Origin of the sequence: Streptomyces sp. NBC_01237, from assembly GCF_035917275.1 — a bacterium.
Classification (GTDB): domain Bacteria; phylum Actinomycetota; class Actinomycetes; order Streptomycetales; family Streptomycetaceae; genus Streptomyces.
Genome location: NZ_CP108508.1, coordinates 5,167,304 through 5,186,320 on the forward strand (window position 1 = coordinate 5,167,304; position 19,017 = coordinate 5,186,320).

The 19,017-nt window shown below is 72.3% G+C and carries 14 protein-coding genes; 11 read left to right on the forward strand and 3 right to left on the reverse strand.

The features are described 5' to 3' along the window. The first annotated feature begins 241 nt into the window (after positions 1 to 241). Positions 242 to 820 (forward strand): DinB family protein, encoded by a 579-nt coding sequence (locus tag OG251_RS23060; protein WP_326678939.1) that lies wholly within the window; start codon positions 242 to 244, stop codon positions 818 to 820. Between the two features lie 145 nt (positions 821 to 965). Here the strand turns inward: OG251_RS23060 and OG251_RS23065 are convergent, their stop codons facing one another. Beyond that, positions 966 to 1,289, reverse strand: a complete 324-nt coding sequence (locus OG251_RS23065; RefSeq protein ID WP_326678940.1) for a hypothetical protein — start codon at positions 1,287 to 1,289, stop codon at positions 966 to 968. 552 nt (positions 1,290 to 1,841) lie between these two features. Between OG251_RS23065 and OG251_RS23070 the strand changes: the two genes are divergently transcribed. From OG251_RS23070 to OG251_RS23110, 9 genes are all read left to right on the forward strand, one after another. After that, positions 1,842 to 4,229, forward strand: coding sequence for an FG-GAP-like repeat-containing protein (locus tag OG251_RS23070; RefSeq protein ID WP_326678941.1), 2,388 nt, complete (start codon positions 1,842 to 1,844; stop codon positions 4,227 to 4,229). Between the two features lie 278 nt (positions 4,230 to 4,507). Beyond that, positions 4,508 to 5,302 carry a TIGR03084 family metal-binding protein gene (locus tag OG251_RS23075; RefSeq protein WP_326678942.1) on the forward strand — a complete coding sequence of 265 codons (795 nt, stop codon included), beginning with the start codon at positions 4,508 to 4,510 and terminating at the stop codon, positions 5,300 to 5,302. Then, positions 5,302 to 7,113: an acyclic terpene utilization AtuA family protein gene (locus OG251_RS23080; protein ID WP_326678943.1), complete on the forward strand. Its 1,812-nt coding sequence runs from the start codon at positions 5,302 to 5,304 to the stop codon at positions 7,111 to 7,113. Before OG251_RS23075 ends, OG251_RS23080 begins: the two co-directional genes overlap by 1 nt. Then, complete coding sequence (locus OG251_RS23085; protein WP_326678944.1) at positions 7,110 to 8,708, forward strand: acyl-CoA carboxylase subunit beta; 1,599 nt, start codon at positions 7,110 to 7,112, stop codon at positions 8,706 to 8,708. Before OG251_RS23080 ends, OG251_RS23085 begins: the two co-directional genes overlap by 4 nt. Positions 8,709 to 8,716: 8 nt before the next feature. Further along, positions 8,717 to 10,705 carry an ATP-binding protein gene (locus OG251_RS23090; protein WP_326681375.1) on the forward strand — a complete coding sequence of 663 codons (1,989 nt, stop codon included), beginning with the start codon at positions 8,717 to 8,719 and terminating at the stop codon, positions 10,703 to 10,705. Then, on the forward strand, positions 10,702 to 11,874 hold the full coding sequence (locus OG251_RS23095) for an acyl-CoA dehydrogenase family protein (RefSeq protein WP_326678945.1): 1,173 nt from the start codon (positions 10,702 to 10,704) through the stop codon (positions 11,872 to 11,874). Before OG251_RS23090 ends, OG251_RS23095 begins: the two co-directional genes overlap by 4 nt. Positions 11,875 to 12,041: 167 nt before the next feature. Further along, a complete protein-coding gene (locus tag OG251_RS23100; RefSeq protein WP_326678946.1) occupies positions 12,042 to 13,628 on the forward strand; it encodes a 4-coumarate--CoA ligase family protein in 1,587 nt (528 codons plus the stop codon). After that, a complete protein-coding gene (locus tag OG251_RS23105; protein ID WP_326678947.1) occupies positions 13,625 to 14,368 on the forward strand; it encodes an enoyl-CoA hydratase family protein in 744 nt (247 codons plus the stop codon). Before OG251_RS23100 ends, OG251_RS23105 begins: the two co-directional genes overlap by 4 nt. Beyond that, on the forward strand, positions 14,356 to 14,952 hold the full coding sequence (locus OG251_RS23110) for a TetR/AcrR family transcriptional regulator (RefSeq protein WP_326678948.1): 597 nt from the start codon (positions 14,356 to 14,358) through the stop codon (positions 14,950 to 14,952). The genes OG251_RS23105 and OG251_RS23110 overlap by 13 nt, the downstream gene beginning before the upstream one ends. A gap of 29 nt (positions 14,953 to 14,981) precedes the next feature. Here the strand turns inward: OG251_RS23110 and OG251_RS23115 are convergent, their stop codons facing one another. Continuing rightward, positions 14,982 to 16,091 (reverse strand): citrate synthase 2, encoded by a 1,110-nt coding sequence (locus OG251_RS23115; protein WP_326678949.1) that lies wholly within the window; start codon positions 16,089 to 16,091, stop codon positions 14,982 to 14,984. A gap of 282 nt (positions 16,092 to 16,373) precedes the next feature. On the opposite strand from OG251_RS23115, the gene pdxH reads away from it, so the two are divergent. After that, positions 16,374 to 17,030 carry a pyridoxamine 5'-phosphate oxidase gene (gene pdxH / locus OG251_RS23120; RefSeq protein ID WP_326681376.1) on the forward strand — a complete coding sequence of 219 codons (657 nt, stop codon included), beginning with the start codon at positions 16,374 to 16,376 and terminating at the stop codon, positions 17,028 to 17,030. Between the two features lie 353 nt (positions 17,031 to 17,383). Here the strand turns inward: pdxH and OG251_RS23125 are convergent, their stop codons facing one another. Next, positions 17,384 to 18,700 carry a phytase gene (locus OG251_RS23125; protein ID WP_326678950.1) on the reverse strand — a complete coding sequence of 439 codons (1,317 nt, stop codon included), beginning with the start codon at positions 18,698 to 18,700 and terminating at the stop codon, positions 17,384 to 17,386. Between the last annotated feature and the right edge of the window lie 317 nt (positions 18,701 to 19,017).

Here is a 19,017-nt window from a genome sequence, read left to right on the forward strand (position 1 = left end):
GCGTCGAGCACAGGGATTGAAGGGAGTTACCAGCCGCCGCCGCGTCCTCCTTCCCACAGCGCCGTGCCAGGGTTCGCAGCTGCCCTCGCGTACGCGGACGGGTATCCGGTCGGCCACGCGTACAGCAACACCAGCGAGCAACGCGCTGTGCAGGCGGGCTACCAGGGCCACGCGGGTGTACCTGGCGCGGACCTGCCGGAACGCCATCGTCCGCCCGGTCGCGCGACGCAGAATCGCCTGGTTGATCCAGAACGACCAGAAGGACATCACCATGACGTCGAACGGCCCCGACCTCCCGCAGTCCGTGGAGCGCGAGGACCTGCTGGCGCTGGTCACCGACCAGCGCACCAACTTCCTCTACACCGTCGCGGACCTCACCGAGGAGCAGGCACGCTCCCGTACGACGGTGAGTGAGCTGACACTCGGCGGGCTGGTCAAGCACCTCGCGCAGGTCCAGCGCGGCTGGCTCGAAGTGGTCGACGGCACGGCGCCGGTGAAGGTCGAGTGGTCCGACCTCGACCCCGACGGCAACCGGCTGACCGAGTCCGAGTCGCTGGCCGGAGCGGTCGACGCCTTTCACGCCGCTGCCGGGGAGTTCGACCGCACGGTCCGGGAGGAGACCGATCTCAACCGTACGGTGACGCTGCCCCAGTACCCGTGGTCGCCGCCGGAGCCGGTCAGCTGGACCGTCCGGCACGTTCTGCTGCACGTCTTCCGGGAGATCGCGCACCACAGCGGCCACGCGGACATCGTCCGCGAAGCCCTGGACGGTGCCAGCACCACCGCGCGGATGGCGGAGGCCGCCTCGCGCGGGGAGTGACTTTCCGACCGCGATCCGGGCGCTCGGGCCAACGGCCGCCGCCTCGCTCCGTGGCGTGGTCGTCGGGCGGGCCGGCGCGGGCGCGGGTCGCGGCGAGAAGGGCCTCCGGCGGGGCGGCGGACCCGGCCGTGCCGCCGCGGCCCGACTACAGCGACGCCCGCACGGCTGCCCCGGCGAAGACGACATCGAGGTCGATCACGACCTCCTCACCCTCCCTGCGGCCACGCTCCGAGATCACCAGGCCGATCAGTGCCAGATCACCGGCCTGATCCCGCAGGGCGGACTGCTCGGAGGTCTCCTCACCGAGGTCGCCCGACTCGTCACGCTCCCAGGCGTCCACCGCGGCCTCGGCGACCGCCCTGGGCAGTCGCACCGTGACCCGGTCGACCTGCGCGTCGACATGCTTCCCGATCGCTGCCAGCACCTTCGAGTCCGCCCGGTACCGGACGTACGCCTCTTCATCCACCACAGGGCGAGGCTACTCGGACTGCCGCTGGACTTGTCCCGACCGAACCGACCTGACGAACCTTCGCGGTCGGCGCACCAGCCGTTGGCGGGAGACGGCCTTCGGTTCCATCTGTGCGGGGTGCGGCGAAGCGTGTCGACGCCCGCCTGCGGGATCGTCCACAGGGCCGGGCGTTCCGACCGGCCCGGATACGGGCCGATGGCAGGGCCGGTCAGGAGGTTGACGCAGTGCCGCTGTGGCCAGGGGGAGTCCCCGCGCATTCCTCCACCGCACGCGGCGAGTTGGATGTGCCGATGTCACAGCCCTTGAGCCGCACAGCAGTCGACCTACGACGGCAGCGGTCAACGGGCGGTGGGAGGGCGGCCCGACACGTCCGGTCCGCGACATAAAGGCTGGCTCACGACAGCGCGCCGGTGGTCTAATCAGCGGCGCTCTGTCGGGTCGAACGTATGCCCTACCGAGGGTCGGGGGGCGGTCTCTTCACGGCGGAGCGATGTGCGCCCGCAGGTCGCGGGTGCGTTCTCCCGTCCAGTGACAAGGGGCACGAACAGCCGGATGAAGAAACCTTTTGGCATAATAAGCGCCGCAGTTGTGTGCGCTCTGCTCGGTCTGCACGCCGGTACCGGCAGTGCGGGCGCCGTGGCGAGACAGGGTCCCCAGGTGGGCGTCGAGTCCACCGCGGGCGTCGGCGGCACCGACGCGGACCGGGTGTGCGCCGACAACTGCCCGGCCGGTGTGGAGCCGCCTGCCGCCTCGCCGCGCGGCGGTGAAGCCGTCGACGGGACGCGGATCGCGGCCGGAACCACGCTCACCCCCGGAGAGAGCGTGCGCTCCGGGAGCGTACGGATGACGATGCGGACCGACGGCAATCTCGTCATCGTCTCGGGCACGGGGGCGACGGTGTGGTCCACCGGCACCGCGGGCAACCCCGGTGCCACCGCCCGGTTCGAGAACAGCGGCAATCTCCGCGTCCTCGACGACGACGCCACCACCACCGTCCTGTGGGAGTCGGGTACCTCCGCTCCCGGCGGCGAGGCCGTCCTCCAGGACCGCGGCAACCTCGTCATCTACGACGCGTCCGACGCGTCGCGGTGGACCAGCGGCACCGCCGCCCGCCACGACTACAACGGCGACGGCCGCAGCGACCTGGCGGCCTGGTACGACTACGCCGAGGTGGCAGGGCAGACGGACGGCAAGGACGCCCTGCACGTCCTCCCCGCCGGTGCGGACGGTGCCCTGCTCCAGCCCGGCAAGGGGTGGGAGGGGCTCCCCGGCCACTACTGGGCCGAGCACATGAAGCGCCTCACCGGTGACTTCAACGGTGACGGGACGGGTGACGTCGCCGCGTTCTACGGCTACGACGACGGGAGCGTCAAGCTCTGGACCTGGCTCGGCAAGGGCGACGGCACCTTCGCCGCCCCCTTCTCCTCCTGGTCCGTGGCTCCCAAGATGTGGTGGTTCGACGCCATGACCGCCGAGGCCGGTGACTTCAACGGTGACGGCCGTGACGACCTCGCCGTTTGGTACGACTACAGCAACGGCGACGACAAGCTCTTCACCTTCCTCGCCAACGCCGATGGCGGTTTCGCCGCCCCCTTCTCGTCCTTCGAGCGCACCGCCGCCGACGGATGGGACGTCGCGCGCATGAAGTTCGCCACCGGCGACTACAACGGTGACGGCCGTGACGACATCGGTGCCCTGTACGGCTACGCCTCCGGCACCGTGACGCTGATGTCCTTCATCACCAGGCCCGACGGCGGGTTCAACGAGGTCGTCCGCGGCTGGGAGGCCACCAGTGGCTGGACGTTCAGCCGGGCGACCGTGCACTCCGGTGACTTCGACGGTGACGGGCGCGACTCCATCGCGGCCTGGTACGACTACAGCGACGGTCACGATGCCCTGATCGCCTTCAGCCTCGGCGCCGACGGCACGTTCGGCAACCGTCGCGAGATCCTGAACAGGCTCGCGGGCTGGTACGAGCGGGCCCGCATGAAGATCGTCACCGGTGACTACAACGGTGACGGCCGCGACGACCTCGCCGCTCTCTACGGATACAGCGACCTGCGGGTGAAGACCGTGAAGACCATCACCTTCACCGCCGGGGCCGACGGCATTCTTGAGGGCGACCTGCACGGCTGGGAGGACCCCACCGGCTGGAACTTCGACCGGGCGCACCTGGTCGAGCGCCACTCGGAGGGGCTGCCCGTCTGCCCGACGATCTTCGGACACGGCGGCTACCCCGTCGGGGCGGACACCGGGGGGCGCGACCAGATCCGTCAGCCGAACCATCCCAAGGGCCTCGCACAGCAGAAGAGCTGGGGAGCGGGCGGTGTGGAGGCCGACCTCCAGCTCACCAGGGACGGCACCAAGGGCGTGATGTGGCACAACGCCACGACCAGGGGACTGACGGGCACGAGTGCGGAGATCACGGACCTCTGGTGGGCCACCGGTGCCGACCAGCTCAAGGGCCGCACGATCGACCGGGGCCCGTACGCGGGGGAGACCGTGTACACCTTCCGCGAGTGGCTCGAAAGCGCCAAGGCCCAGAACATGGACGCCTATGTCGAGCTCAAGGGTGAGACCGAACCGTCCCTCCTCAACACCGACGCGTCGATCCGCGAGGCCGCGTGGAAGGAAGTCATCGATCCCATCAAGGAACGCCTCTCCCAGCAGAAGATCATGATCTACACGAGTGACGGGTACCCCAAGCTGGACGAGGAGCTCAAGAAGCGCATCGCGGCGGCCGGTCTCGGCGCCGCGTTCAACAGCCGCCCCTACTGGGTCGACGGCATCGTCTGGGACGAGCCCGCTCCGGCGGCCTCCGGCAACCATGCCTCCTGGCTGGACAGGCTGACCCGGAACGGGCTCCCGACCACCCCGGTGCCGATGGCCACCACCTGGACCAAGGAGTTCGCGTCCTGGCTGGACGGACGGTGCGTCTGACGCTCTGAGCGCGTGCGGGGTGCGTCGGCGCGCGTAGGGGGACGGCGGTGTGCGTACGGGGGACGGCGGTGCGCCTGCGAGGGACGGCGGTGCGTGCGGGTGGCGGCGGTGACGTCGTCCCCCGCATGTCCTCGCCGACGCGGCCCGGCCGCCGGACCGTGTCGGCGGACACCGGGGACACCTGGGCGGGGAAATCGGAAAATCATGCAAGCGTGCTTGATTGTTTCCCCGCCCGCTGCCATGCTCCTGGGCACCACACCCGGTCCGAGGGGGCGCATGTGTTCGACGCCGTAGCCGTGATCGACGATCTGCGCGAGGAGAGCGGCGAACTCGACCGGTTGGTCAGCGGGTTGAGCGCCGAGCGGTGGGCCGTTCCGACGCCCGCCGAGGGGTGGACCGTCGCCCATCAGATCGCCCACCTCAGCTGGACCGACGCTGTCGCGCTGGTGGCCGCGACCGAACCGGACCGGTTCGCCGACGAGGTGGCGAAGGCGCTGGAGCGCCCGGACTCCTTCGTCGACGAGGCGGCCGGGGAGCTGGTGGCCGCCCATGGCCCGGACGCGCTGCTCGCGCGATGGCGGGCGGGACGGCAACGGCTCCAGGAGGTGCTGCGCGCCGCCCCCGCCGGGAGCCGTTTCCCCTGGTACGGGCCGCCCATGGGTGTCGCGTCGATGGCCACCGCCCGGATCATGGAGACCTGGGCGCACGGGCAGGACATCGCCGACGCCCTCGGCGTCACCCGCACCCCGACCGCCCGGCTGCGGCACGTGGCGCGGATCGGGGTCCGGGCCCGTGACTACGCCTACGCGGTACGGGGGATCAAGCCGCCGGAGAGCGAGTTCCGGGTGGAACTGACCTCACCCGAGGGTGAGTTGATCGCGTACGGGCCCGAGGGTGCCCCGCAGCGCATCACCGGGCCGCTGCTGGACTTCTGTCTCCTGGTCACCCAGCGCGCCCACCGCGACGACCTCGCCGTCACCGCCACCGGGCCCGACGCCGGCCAGTGGCTGGACATCGCCCAGGCGTTCGCGGGACCGGCGGGAACCGGACGATCACCCCGGAAGGGCCACTGATGCAGCCCCCACCGATACGCCCCGCGCGGTCCGGACCCCTGCGGATCGGCAACGCCTCCGGGTTCTACGGCGACCGCTTCGACGCCGTACGCGACATGCTCACCGGTGGCCCCCTCGACGTCCTCACCGGCGACTATCTCGCCGAACTGACCATGCTCATCCTCGGGCGCGCCCGCCTGAAGGACCCGCGGCGCGGATACGCCACCACCTTCCTGCGCCAGCTCGAAGAAGGGCTCGGACTCGCCCACGAGCGCGGCGTGAAGATCGTCGCCAACGCCGGGGGGCTCAACCCCGCCGGACTGGCCGCCGCCGTACGGGAGTTGGCCGACAAGGTGGGTGTGCCCGTGCGCGTCGCCCATGTCGAGGGCGACAGCCTGCCCGTGCCCGAAGGATTCCTCACCGCCAACGCCTACCTCGGCGGCGCGGGCATCGCCGCCTGTCTGCGCGCCGGGGCCGATGTCGTCGTCACCGGGCGGGTCACCGACGCCGCCCTCGTCACCGGACCCGCCGCCGCCCACTTCGGCTGGGGACCGGACGACCTCGACGCGCTCGCCGGAGCCGTCGTCGCCGGGCACGTCCTGGAGTGCGGCACCCAGGCAACCGGCGGCAACTACGCCTTCTTCGGCGAGCACGACGTGCGCCGCCCCGGCTTCCCGCTCGCCGAGATCCACGCCGACGGATCGTCCGTCATCACCAAGCACGAAGGTACGGGCGGCGTCGTCGACATCGGCACGGTGACCGCGCAACTCCTTTACGAGACCGGGGGCGCCCGGTACGCCGGGCCCGACGTCACCGCCCGGCTCGACACCGTACGGCTCACCCAGGACGGGCCGGACCGGGTCCGGGTCCACGGGGTACGGGGCGAGGCCCCGCCGCCCACGCTCAAGGCCGGGCTCAACCGGCTCGGCGGCTGGCGCAACGAGGTCGTCTTCGTGCTCACCGGCCTCGACATCGAGGCCAAGGCACGGCTCGTGCGGGAGCAGTTCGAGGACGCCCTGGACCGGGGCGGACGCCGGCCGGCCGAGGTGCGCTGGGAGCTGGCCCGTACCGACCGGCCGGACGCGCCCACCGAGGAGACCGCCAGCGCACTGCTCCGGCTCGTCGTGCGCGACCAGGACGCCGCCACCGTCGGGCGGGCCGTCTCCGGCGCCGCCGTGGAGCTGGCACTCGGCAGCTACCCCGGCTTCCATGTCACCGCCCCGCCCGGAAAGGGCGCGCCCTACGGAGTGTTCGAGGCCCTGTACGTACCGGCCGGGGACGTCCCGCACATCGCCGTGCTGCCGGACGGGGCGCGGGAAGCCGTGCCGCCCGCCCCCGTCACCCGCGTACCGGACGATCTCGCGGACGCCCCGGAGCTTCCCGAGCCCCTGGAGCCGGGCCCCACCCGCAGCGCCCCCCTCGGGTGGGTCGCGGGCGCCCGCAGCGGGGACAAGGGCGGCGACGCCAACGTCGGTGTCTGGGTGCGCACCGACGACGCGTGGCGCTGGCTCGCCCATGAGCTGACCGTCGAACGGTTCCGGGAGCTGCTCCCGGAGACCGCCCGGCTCACCGTCGTACGCCATGTCCTGCCGCACCTGCGCGCCCTGAACTTCACCGTCCGGGGTCTGCTGGGCGAGGGCGTGGCCGCGCAGGCCCGCTTCGACCCGCAGGCCAAGGCGGTGGGGGAGTGGCTGCGGTCCCGGTGCCTCCCGATCCCCGAAGCCCTTCTCCGCGCCCATGAGTCCGCAGCCGAGACCGGGACCGCAGCCGGAACCGAGCCCGCCCCCGCAGCCGCAAACGAGCCCGCCCCCGCCCCGGAGGTGACCGCATGACCGTCCTGCCCACCGGGCTCGACACCGCCGGCCCCGAATACGCCGCCAACCGCGAGGCCATGCTCGCCAAGCTCGCCGAGCTGGACACCGAGCACGCCAAGGCCCTCGCGGGCGGCGGCGAGAAGTACCTCGCACGGCACCGCAAGCGCGGCAAGCTCCTGGCCCGGGAGCGCATCGAGCTGCTCCTCGACCCGGACACCCCGTTCCTGGAGCTGTCGCCGCTGGCCGCCTGGGGCAGTGACTTCGCGGTGGGAGCCTCGCTGGTCACCGGGATCGGGGTGGTGTCGGGCGTCGAGTGCCTGATCACCGCGAACGACCCGACCGTGCGCGGCGGCGCGTCGAACCCCTGGACGCTGAAGAAGGCCCTGCGCGCCAACGAGATCGCCTTCGCCAACCGGCTGCCCTGCATCAGCCTGGTGGAGTCGGGGGGCGCGGACCTGCCGTCCCAGAAGGAGATCTTCATCCCCGGCGGGGCGCTGTTCCGCGACATCACCCGGCTCTCCGCCGCCGGAATCCCGACCGTCGCCGTCGTCTTCGGGAACTCGACGGCCGGAGGCGCGTACGTCCCCGGCATGTCCGACCACACCGTCATGATCAAGGAGCAGTCCAAGGTCTTCCTCGGCGGGCCACCGCTGGTGAAGATGGCCACCGGCGAGGAGAGCGACGACGAATCGCTCGGCGGCGCCGAGATGCACGCCCGTACGTCCGGGCTCGCCGATCACTACGCCGTGGACGAGCACGACGCGCTGCGGCAGGCCCGCCGCATCGTCGCCCGGCTCAACTGGCGCAAGGCGCACCCCGATCCGGCTCCCGCCGAGCCGCCCGCGTACGACGAGGACGAGCTGATCGGGATCGTGCCGGGGGACCTGAAGGTGCCGTTCGACCCGCGCGAGGTCATCGCCCGGATCGTGGACGGCTCGGACTTCGACGCGTTCAAGCCGCTGTACGGGACCAGCCTGGTCACCGGGTGGGCCACGCTGCACGGCTATCCCGTCGGCATCCTCGCCAACGCGCAGGGCGTGCTGTTCAGCGAGGAGTCGCAGAAGGCCGCCCAGTTCATCCAGCTCGCCAACCAGCGCGATATCCCGCTCCTCTTCCTGCACAACACCACCGGCTACATGGTCGGCAAGGAGTACGAGCAGGGCGGCATCATCAAGCACGGGGCGATGATGATCAACGCGGTGGCGAACTCGAAGGTCCCGCATCTGTCCGTGCTGATGGGCGCCTCCTACGGGGCCGGGCACTACGGCATGTGCGGCCGTGCCTACGACCCGCGCTTCCTCTTCGCCTGGCCCGGCAGCAAGTCGGCCGTCATGGGACCCCAGCAGCTGGCGGGCGTCCTGTCGATCGTCGCCCGCGCCTCCGCCGCCGCGAAGGGGCTGCCGTACGACGACGAGGCCGACGCCGGACTGCGCGCCATGGTGGAGCAGCAGATCGAGTCGGAGTCGCTGCCGATGTTCCTCTCCGGGCGGCTGTACGACGACGGGGTCATCGACCCGCGCGACACCAGGACCGTCCTCGGGATGTGCCTGTCCGCGATCCATACCGCACCGGTCGAGGGCGTCCGTGGCGGCTTCGGCATATTCCGGATGTGAGGCCCCAGATGATCACCACTCTGCTCGTCGCCAACCGGGGCGAGATCGCCTGCCGGATCTTCCGCACCTGCCGCGCCCTGGGCATCACCGGCGTCGCCGTGTACTCGGACGCCGACGCGGACGCCCTGCACGTCCGCGAGGCCGACCTCGCCGTGCGGCTGCCGGGGGCCGCACCGTCGGACACGTATCTGCGCGGCGATCTGGTGGTGGCCGCCGCGCTGGCGGCGGGCGCCGACGCGGTGCACCCCGGGTACGGCTTCCTCTCCGAGAACGCCGCCTTCGCCGCCGCCGTCCAGGACGCCGGGCTGCGCTGGGTCGGGCCGCCGGTCAAGGCCATCGAGCTGATGGCGTCCAAGACCCGCGCCAAGGAGCTGATGGGGGCCGCCGGGGTCCCGTTGCTGGCGCCCCTGGACACCGGGAGCGTGACCGCCGCCGATCTGCCGCTGCTGCTGAAGGCCGCGTCGGGCGGGGGCGGGCGCGGTATGCGGGTCGTCCGGGAGCTGGACGCACTGGAAGCCGAGTTGACGGCCGCGTCCGCCGAGGCGGCGGCGGCCTTCGGGGACGGGGAGGTGTTCGCCGAGCCGTACGTGGAGCGCGGCCGGCATGTCGAGGTCCAGGTCATGGCGGACGGGCACGGCACCGTCTGGGCGCTCGGGACGCGGGACTGCTCGCTCCAGCGCCGCCACCAGAAGGTCATCGAGGAGGCCCCCGCGCCCGGTCTGGACGACACGGTGCGGGCCCGGCTGCACGAGTCGGCCGTCGCCGCCGCGCGGGCGGTCGGATACACGGGGGCGGGCACCGTCGAGTTCCTGCTCTCGGCCGGGGGCCGCCCGTACTTCCTGGAGATGAACACCCGGCTCCAGGTCGAACACCCGGTGACGGAAGCGGTGTTCGGGCTCGACCTGGTCGCGCTGCAACTGCGGATCGCGGAGGGGGAGCCGCTGCCCGCCGCCGGCCCGCCGCAGCCGGAGGGGCACGCCGTCGAGGCCCGGCTCTATGCCGAGGACCCCGCGCGTGACTGGCAGCCACAGACCGGAGCACTGCTCACGCTCGCGGTGCCGGACGAGCCCGGACTCCGCCTGGACACCGGGTACACCGGTGGCGACACCATCGGCGTGCACTACGACCCGATGCTCGCCAAGGTCATCGCCCACGCGCCCACCCGCACCGAAGCCGTGCGCCTGCTCGCCCGCGCCCTGGAGCGCGCCCGCATCCACGGCCCGGTCACCAACCGCGATCTGCTCGTACGGTCCCTGCGCCACCCGGACTTCGTCGCGGCCCGCGTGGACACCGGCTTCTACGACCGGCACCTGGCGGACCTCACCGCCCCGGCCGACGCCGACCGGACCCGTGCCGCCGCCCTCGCCGCCGCCCTGGCCCAGGCCGTGCACGCCGGACCCGGACCCGGCACCGGACCCGAATCCCGGCCCGGCACCGGACCGGGCCCCGCCCGCTTCGGCGCCTGGCGCAACGTCACCTCGCAGCCACAGACCAAGCGCTACCGGGGCGAACCCGACGGCACCGAACACGAGGTCGCCTACCGCACCGCACGGGGCGGACCGGTCCCGCACGACGCCCCCGGCGTCCGGGTCCTCGCCGTCCGCCCCGACCGCGTCACCCTCGAAACCGACGGCGTCACCCGCCACTTCGACATCGCCGTCCACCACGACCGGGTGTACGTGGACGGAGCCGGCGGCTCGTACACCTTCACCGCCCTGCCCCGCTTCACCGACCCGAGCGCACAGAGCGAACCCGGCTCGCTGCTCGCCCCGATGCCCGGCACCGTCGTGCGCCTCGCGGACGGACTGGCGCGGGGCGCCGCCGTCGAGGCCGGACAGCCGCTGATCTGGCTGGAGGCGATGAAGATGGAGCACCGCATCCTCGCCCCCGCCACCGGCACCCTCACCGCACTGCACGCCGCCCCCGGCCTCCAGGTCGAGGTCGGAGCCCTGCTCGCCGTCGTCACCGAACCCGCCGCACCGGAGGAGAACGTATGAGCACCGTCCTCGAAACCGAAGAGCACCGGGCGCTGCGCGCCGCCGTCGCCTCCCTCGGAAAGCGCTACGGGCGCGACTACATGACCTCCGTGATACGCGAGGGCGCCCACCCCCGCGAGCTGTGGGCCGAGGCCGCCAAGCTCGGCTACCTCGGGGTGAACCTGCCCGAGGAGTACGGCGGCGGTGGCGGCGGCATGGCCGAACTCTCCATAGTCCTGGAGGAGTTGGGCGCAATGGGCTCCCCGCTCCTGATGATGGTCGTCTCGCCCGCGATCTGCGGCACCGTCATCGCCCGTTTCGGCACCGAGGCACAGAAGCGGCAGTGGCTCCCCGGTCTCGCCGACGGCACGCTCACCATGGCCTTCGGCATCACCGAGCCGGACGCCGGTTCCAACTCGCACCGCATCACCACCACCGCCCGCCGCGACGGCACGGGACCCGACGCCGACTGGCTGCTCACCGGCCGCAAGGTCTTCGTCTCCGGCGTCGACATCGCCGACGCCACCCTGATCGTCGGCCGCACCGAGGACGCCAGGTCCGGCACGCTCAAGCCCTGCCTCTTCATCGTGCCGCGCGAGGCCCCCGGCTTCGGGCGCTCGCAGATCGACATGGAGCTCCAGGCGCCGGAGAAGCAGTTCGAGCTGGTCCTGGACGACGTACGGCTGCCCGCCGACGCGCTGGTCGGGGACGAGGACGCCGGGCTGCTCCAGCTGTTCGCCGGACTGAACCCCGAGCGCGTCATGACCGCCGCGTTCGCCATCGGCATGGGGCGCTACGCGCTCGGCAGGGCCGTCGAGTACGCCGGAACCCGCCAGGTGTGGAAGGCCCCCATCGGCTCCCACCAGGCCATCGCGCACCCGCTCGCCATCGCCCACATCGAGCTGGAACTGGCCCGGCTGATGATGCAGAAGGCCGCCGGGCTCTGCGACGCCGGCGACGACGTCGCAGCGGGCGAGGCCGCCAACATGGCCAAGTACGCGGCCGGTGAGGCGTGCGTGAAGGCCGTCGACCAGGCCGTCCACACCCTCGGCGGCAACGGCCTCACCCGTGAGTACGGGCTCGCCTCGCTGATCACGGCCTCCCGGGTGGCCCGGATCGCCCCGGTCAGCCGCGAGATGATCCTGAACTACGTCTCCCACCAGTCGCTGGGACTGCCCAAGTCGTACTGACGGGCCCCCACCGGAGAAGGTGTTCGGTCCCAGGTCTCCCCAACCCCCGCCGTCAGGGGCGATTCTGACTCCCGACCCACCCGACCCACCACATCCGCACGGCGCCCCTCGCCCTCGCCACCGGCAGGGGCGCCGGTCCGGCCACACCGCGACAACAGGGGACTGCCATGGTGTTCCGCAGCGAGTACGCAGATGTCCAGGCCCTCGACACACCCATCCACGAAGCGGTCCTCGGGAGGGCCGCCGAGTTCGGTGACACCGTCGCCCTCATCGACGGGACGAACGGCGCCACCCTCACCTACGCCCAGCTCGACGGCTTCCACCGGCGGATCGCCGCCGCCCTCGCCGAGGCCGGACTCCATAAGGGCGACGTGCTGGCCCTGCACAGCCCCAACACGATCGCCTACCCCGCCGTCTTCTACGGGGCCACGCGCGCCGGAGCCTCCGTCACCACGGTCCACCCGCTCGCCACGGCCGAGGAGTTCGCCAAGCAGCTCAGCGACTCCGGGGCCCGCTGGATCGTCACCGTGTCCCCGCTCCTCGAATCCGCCCGCCGCGCCGCCGAACTCGTCGGCGGCATCCAGGAGATCTTCGTCTGCGACCGGGCCGAGGGCCACCGCTCCGTACAGGACATGGCCGCCTCCACCGCCCCCGAACCGCAGATCACGTTCGACCCCGCCGAGGACGTGGCCGCCCTCCCGTACTCCTCGGGCACCACCGGCACCCCCAAGGGCGTCATGCTCACGCACCGCTCCATCGCGACCAACCTGGAGCAGCTGAAGCCCTTCGTCCCCACCGGCCCCGGAGACCGCATCCTGGCCGTGCTTCCGTTCTTCCACATATATGGCCTCACCGCCCTGATGAACGCCCCGCTGCGCTGCGGTTCCACCGTCGTCGTGCTGCCCCGCTTCGACCTCGCGCAGTTCCTCTCCGTGATCGAGAAGCACCGGATCACCGGCCTGTTCGTGGCCCCGCCGATCGTCCTGGCATTGGCCAAACACCCCGCTGTGGACCAGTACGACCTGTCGTCGCTCGAATACCTCATCAGCGCCGCGGCCCCGCTGGACGCCACGCTCGCCTCCGCCTGCGCCGCGCGCCTGGGACTGCCCGTCCGCCAGGCGTACGGGATGACGGAACTGTCGCCCGGCACCCATGTCGTGCCGCTCTCCGCCGAGCACCCGCCGCCCGGCGCGGTCGGGAAGCTGCTGCCCAGCACCGAGATGCGGATCGTGTCGCTGGAGGACCCCGGCGAGGACGCGGACACCGGCACGGACGGCGAGATCCTCATCCGGGGCCCGCAGGTGATGAAGGGCTACCTCGGCCGCCCCGAGGCCACCGCCGAGATGATCGACGCGGACGGCTGGGTGCACACCGGCGACATCGGCCGCATCGACGCCGACGGCTGGCTGTTCGTGGTCGACCGGGTCAAGGAACTCATCAAGTACAAGGGCTACCAGGTCGCCCCCGCCGAACTGGAGGCCCTGCTGATCGGCCACGAACACCTCGCGGACGCGGCCGTCATCGGGGTGTACGACGAGGAGGGCAACGAGGTCCCCAAGGCGTACCTGGTGCGCGGGGCGTCCGCCGCCTCCGAGGCCCTGACCGCCGAGGACGTCATGGCGTACGTCGCCGAGCGCGTCGCCCCGTACAAGAAGGTCAGGCGGGCCGAGTTCATCGCCGCCGTACCGCGCGCGACCTCGGGGAAGATCCTCAGGCGCGAACTGCGCGACCGTGAGAAGGGAACGTCCGCATGACCCTCAGGGCCCTCTCCGAGCCCACCCACGACCGGGGTGTCACCACCCTCGCCCTGGACTCACCGGCGAACCGCAACGCGCTCTCCGCGCGGCTCGTCTCCGAGCTCTCCACGGCGCTCGACGCCTGCGCGGCCGACGACTCGGTACGCGCGGTCGTCCTCACCCACACCGGCAACACCTTCTGCGCGGGCGCCGACCTCACCTCCCCGCCCGACCCCGCGGCGTTCGTCGCCCTGATGCGGCGGGTCCTCGCGCTGCCCAAACCCGTCGTCGCCAGGGTCACCGGACACGTCCGGGCCGGCGGCCTCGGCCTGCTGGCCGCCTGCGACATCTCGGTGGCCGGTCCCGCCGCGAGCTTCGCGCTCACCGAGTCCCGGCTCGGCCTCGCCCCCGCCGTCATCTCCCTCACCCTGCGGCCGCGCCTGGACCCGGCCGCCGCGAGCCGCTACTACCTCACCGGAGAACGCTTCGACGCCACCGAAGCCGCCCGGACCGGGCTCGTCACCCTGGCGGCCGAGGACGTGGACAAGGCGCTCGTACCGGTACTGGACGGACTGCGCAGGGCCTCGCCACAGGGGCTGATGGCATCGAAGGAACTGCTCACGGCTACGGTTCTGAAGAGCTTCGACCAGCACGCCGAAGACCTCATCGCCCGCTCGGCGGCGCTCTTCGCCTCCGCCGAGGCACGGGAGGGGATGACGGCCTTCCTCGAACGACGGGACCCCGCATGGGTGTGGTGACACCCCCCAAGACCCCCAACGCCCCCAAACAGGACCGCAGTCGGGCCACCCGGCAGCGGCTCCTGGAAGCGGCGGTCGCCTGCCTCGCCGAACACGGCTGGGCGGGCTCCACCGTCTCCGTCGTCGCCGAACGGGCCGGAGTCTCGCGCGGCGCGGCCCAGCACCACTTCCCGACCCGCGAGGACCTGTTCACCGGAGCCGTCGAGTACGTCGCGGAGGAACGCTCCGCCGCCCTGCGCGCCCTGCCCGTCCAGGGCCGCAGCGAGGTCGTCGCGGCCCTGGTCGACCTGTACACCGGCCCGCTCTTCCGGGCCGCGCTGCACCTCTGGGTCGCCGCCTCCAACGAGGAGCAACTGCGCCCCCGCGTCACCGAACTCGAAGCCCGCGTGGGCCGTGAGACCCACCGCATCGCCGTCGAACTCCTGGACGCCGACGAGACCCGCCCCGGTGTCCGCGAAACGGTCCAGGGCCTCCTCGACATGGCCCGCGGCCTGGGCCTCGCCAACCTCCTCACCGACGACACGACCCGCCGCGACCGCGTGGTGACCCAGTGGGCGTCGGTCCTGGACGAGGCGCTGGGCTGAGGGGGAGCGGGCGCGCCGGGCCGCTGCGGTCAGTTCCCCAGGTCCGCCAGCTGGTCGAAACCGGCGATCTCGGCCGGGTTGCGGGTGCCGGGGCCGATGTACGTCGCCGAGGGGCGCACCAGGCGGCCCGTCCGCTTCTGCTCCAGGATGTGCGCCGACCAGCCCGCCGTACGGGCACAGGTGAACATCGACGTGAACATGTGCGCCGGGACCTCCGCGAAGTCCAGCACGATGGCCGCCCAGAACTCCACGTTCGTCGCCAGCACCCGGTCGGGGCGGCGCGCGTGCAGCTCCTCCAGCGCGGCCTTCTCCAGGGCCTCCGCCACCTCGAAGCGCGGTGCGGCCAGCTCCCTGGCCGTGCGGCGCAGGACGCGGGCGCGGGGGTCCTCGGCCCGGTACACCCGGTGTCCGAAGCCCATCAGACGCTCGCCGCGGTCCAGGGCCTGCTTCACGTACGCGGACGCGTCACCGGTGCGCTCGATCTCCTCGATCATGCCGAGGACGCGGGAGGGCGCGCCGCCGTGCAGCGGCCCCGACATGGCGCCCACCGCACCGGACAGCGCGGCGGCCACATCGGCGCCGGTGGAGGCGATGACCCGGGCGGTGAACGTGGAGGCGTTCATTCCGTGCTCGGCGGCCGAGGTCCAGTACGCGTCGACGGCCTTGACGTGCTGGGGGTCGGGCTCGCCGCGCCAACGGATCATGAACCGTTCCACCACGGAGCCGGCCTTGTCGATCTCGCTCTGCGGCACCATCGGCCGTCCCTGGCCGCGTGCCGACTGGGCGACGTAGGACAGGGCCATCACGGCGGCCCGCGCCAGATCGTCGCGGGCGGTCGCCTCGTCGATGTCCAGCAGCGGTTTCAGGCCCCACACGGGGGCGAGCATCGCCAGCGCGGACTGCACGTCGACCCGGATGTCACCGGAGTGGACGGGGATCGGGAACGGCTCGGCGGGCGGCAGACCGGGGTTGAACGCCCCGTCCACCAGCAGACCCCAGACGTTGCCGAAGGACACATGGCCGACGAGGTCCTCGATGTCGACCCCGCGGTATCGGAGCGCGCCGCCTTCCTTGTCCGGTTCGGCGATCTCCGTCTCGAAGGCGACGACTCCCTCTAGTCCCGGTACGAAGTCGGACATCAGGCGGCTCCCTCAGTTCGGCGGCGGGCGGTGGCTGTACGAAGGCCACAGGGGCCTGCCACAAGATATTGGCGGGTTCCCACGATGCGGGGAAGCGTGACATCCGGCACAGGACCTCATTTCGGCGGCCGGCGGTTACCACCCCTCCCCGCCGGGCACACTCGGCCGCTGCGGCAGGATGACCCCGTGCCCACACGAGACGACAAGGCCCCTTCCGCTGCTTCCTCCGCTCCCACCTCCGTTCGCGCCCCCGGTTTCGATTGCACCACCGATCCGGCGGCCATGCGCGAGCAGTACCGCTCGGAGCGGTTCGCCGAGCAGGACCTCAGCCCCGATCCGATGGACCAGTTCGCCCGCTGGTTCCGCCAGGTCGCGGCGGGTGGCGTGCTCCACGAGCCGAACGCCATGGTGGTCTCCACGGCCACCCCGGAGGGCCGCCCGTCCTCCCGCACGGTCCTGCTGAAGCGGTACGACAGCAGGGGCTTCGTCTTCTTCACGAACTACGGGTCCCGCAAGGGCCGCGAGCTGACCGCGAACCCGTATGTCTCGCTGCTCTTCCCCTGGCACCCGCTGGCCCGCCAGGTCATCGTCACCGGCACCGCGGCCCGGGTCTCCCGCGAGGAGACGGTCGCCTACTTCCGCACCCGCCCGCACGGCTCGCAGCTGGGCGCCTGGGCGAGCGCCCAGTCCACGGTCATCGGCTCGCGCGAGGAGCTGGTCACCCGGTACGAGGAGCTGGCCGCGCGCTACCCCGAGGGCGAGAAGGTCCCGGCCCCGCCGCACTGGGGCGGCTTCCGTGTCGTCCCGGACACCATCGAGTTCTGGCAGGGCCACGAGAACCGGCTGCACGACCGGCTGCGGTACGTCCGCGAGGACGCGGCGGAGCAGGGGGCGGAGGCCGGCGGTACGGGGTGGCGGGTGGAGCGGCTCTGCCCGTAGGCCCCGTGGGCTCTGTAGGCCCCGTAGGCCCCGTGGGTCCCGTAGGCCCGGGGGTCCCGCGGCCGGGGCCGTACGGCGCGCGGAGCCCGTACGGCCCCGGACACGCAGAAACCCGCAGGCTCTGGTCCCTCCTTGCGGAGGGGCCGGCCGGACTTACCGGCGAGCCTGCGGGTCGGTGACTGCTTGGGATTGGCCGGCGACCGGCCTGCACTGCAAGAGCGCGACGACGGGCGTCAGCCCGCAGTCACCTCACGAGTCCGAAGATAAATCACTTCCGGAACACCTCCTCTCTTGTGTGCCATCAGCTTAGGAAACCCCGTCGGGGCCCTCAACCGATTTAATTCGCGCCGCCGTCAGTCCTCGATGGCGTCGAGGACCTCGCCCAGGTCGACGAACTTGAAGCCGGTGGCTTCGCGGTCGCCGTCCCCGGGGGTGGCGTGGCCGTCCTGGACGACGAGCAGACCGTTCGGATACCGGCTGCCCAGGGGCGCGTTCAGGACGGCGGCGCCGTCGCACTCCTCGGAGCCGTCCAGGGCGGCCGAGGCGGCCGTGACACGGAAGCCGCCCTCGTACTCGTTGTGGTCGGCGAGCTCGCGGTCGTACGCCGCGAAGGTGTTGTCGCCCTGGCTGGAGGCCAGGAGGTAGCCGTCGCCGTCCGGCTCGGTGAGCAGGGTCAGCCCCTCGACGTCCGCCGCGACACGGGTGCCGCCGAAGCCCGGGTCGGTGCCGGGGGCGCACTCCTCGGTCTCCTCGTCGTACGTACCGGGAACGCCGTACTCGCGCACCTTGTCGACGAGCACCGGGGTGCCGGTGAGGTCGGCGCGCAGGCGCCAGATGCCGACGTCCTCCTGCCCGGCGTAGAGCGTGCCGTTGGCCGGGTCGACCACCATGCCCTCGATCTGGGGCAGCTCGCCGGGCTCCCCGCAGGGGCTCCAGGAGGTGCCGTCGGGCAGCCGGAAGGCGGCGGGCAGGTCGAGCGTGCGGACCTTGCGGTAGGTGACCGTGCCGGCGGGGGTGGCGGTCAGCTCCAGCAGCGCGACGGAGGTCCGGCCGCGGCGGCTGGCCAGGGCGTACGAGCGGCCGGTGGCCCGGTCGGTCCAGGTGGCCAGGCCGTAGGCGGTCGCCTGGTCGTTGACCTCGTCCTGACCGGCGGAGAACACGCGCGGCGCGGCCGGGTCGGTGACGTCGGTGAGCGGGCCGCCCGGACGGTTCGGGTCGATGCGGTAGACCCGCAGCCGGTCGTGGCCCCGGTCGGTCGTGACGGCCAGGTCCGTGCGGCCGGACCCCAGCCGCAGCCCGTGCACCAGGTCGACGTTGTTGAAGCGGCCGGGGGCGTCCTCGGGGCCGGGGGCGGCGGGGGCCGGGACGGACTGCACCGGACGGGCGTCCAGGCCGTAGACGCGCAGCCCGCCCTCCTTCGCGGTGGCGATCACCAGGCTGCGGCCGGGGTCGGCGGCGTTGCGCCAGATCGCGGGGTCGTCGGCGTTGGCGTTGCCGCCCGCCTCGTCGTCGTACAGCGCGGGGGTCTCGGCCCGCGGGGTGACCGCGGGGAGGGAGCCGGTGGCGCCGCTGTGCGCCCGGGCGGGCAGGGCGGCGGTCAGTGTCGCCAGCGCGGTGCAGACGGCCAGCGCCGCCGCTGCCGCCGGACGTGCGGGACGGAAGGTCGTCACGAGAACGGCTCCTTGGTGTCGCGGACATGACGAATGCGCCCCCAGGGTGGGTGCGCGCGGTGGACACGGAGTGACGGGCCGCGCACACTCCGCCGTGCCGTCGGTGAACTCCTGTCGCGGGGTGAACGCCCGCCCCTGGGTGAACGCCCGCCGCACGGGGGGCGGAGCCCGGGATGCCGCCGGATTTCGGTGAAGTGGATGTGCTCCGGGTCACGTTCCAGTTGAATGGTGTGACGTGCAGCGATACGTGCGGAAATACGTACAGCGATACGTGCGGAAATACGTACGGCAAGGGCCGACACGTCCTGCGGGGGGTA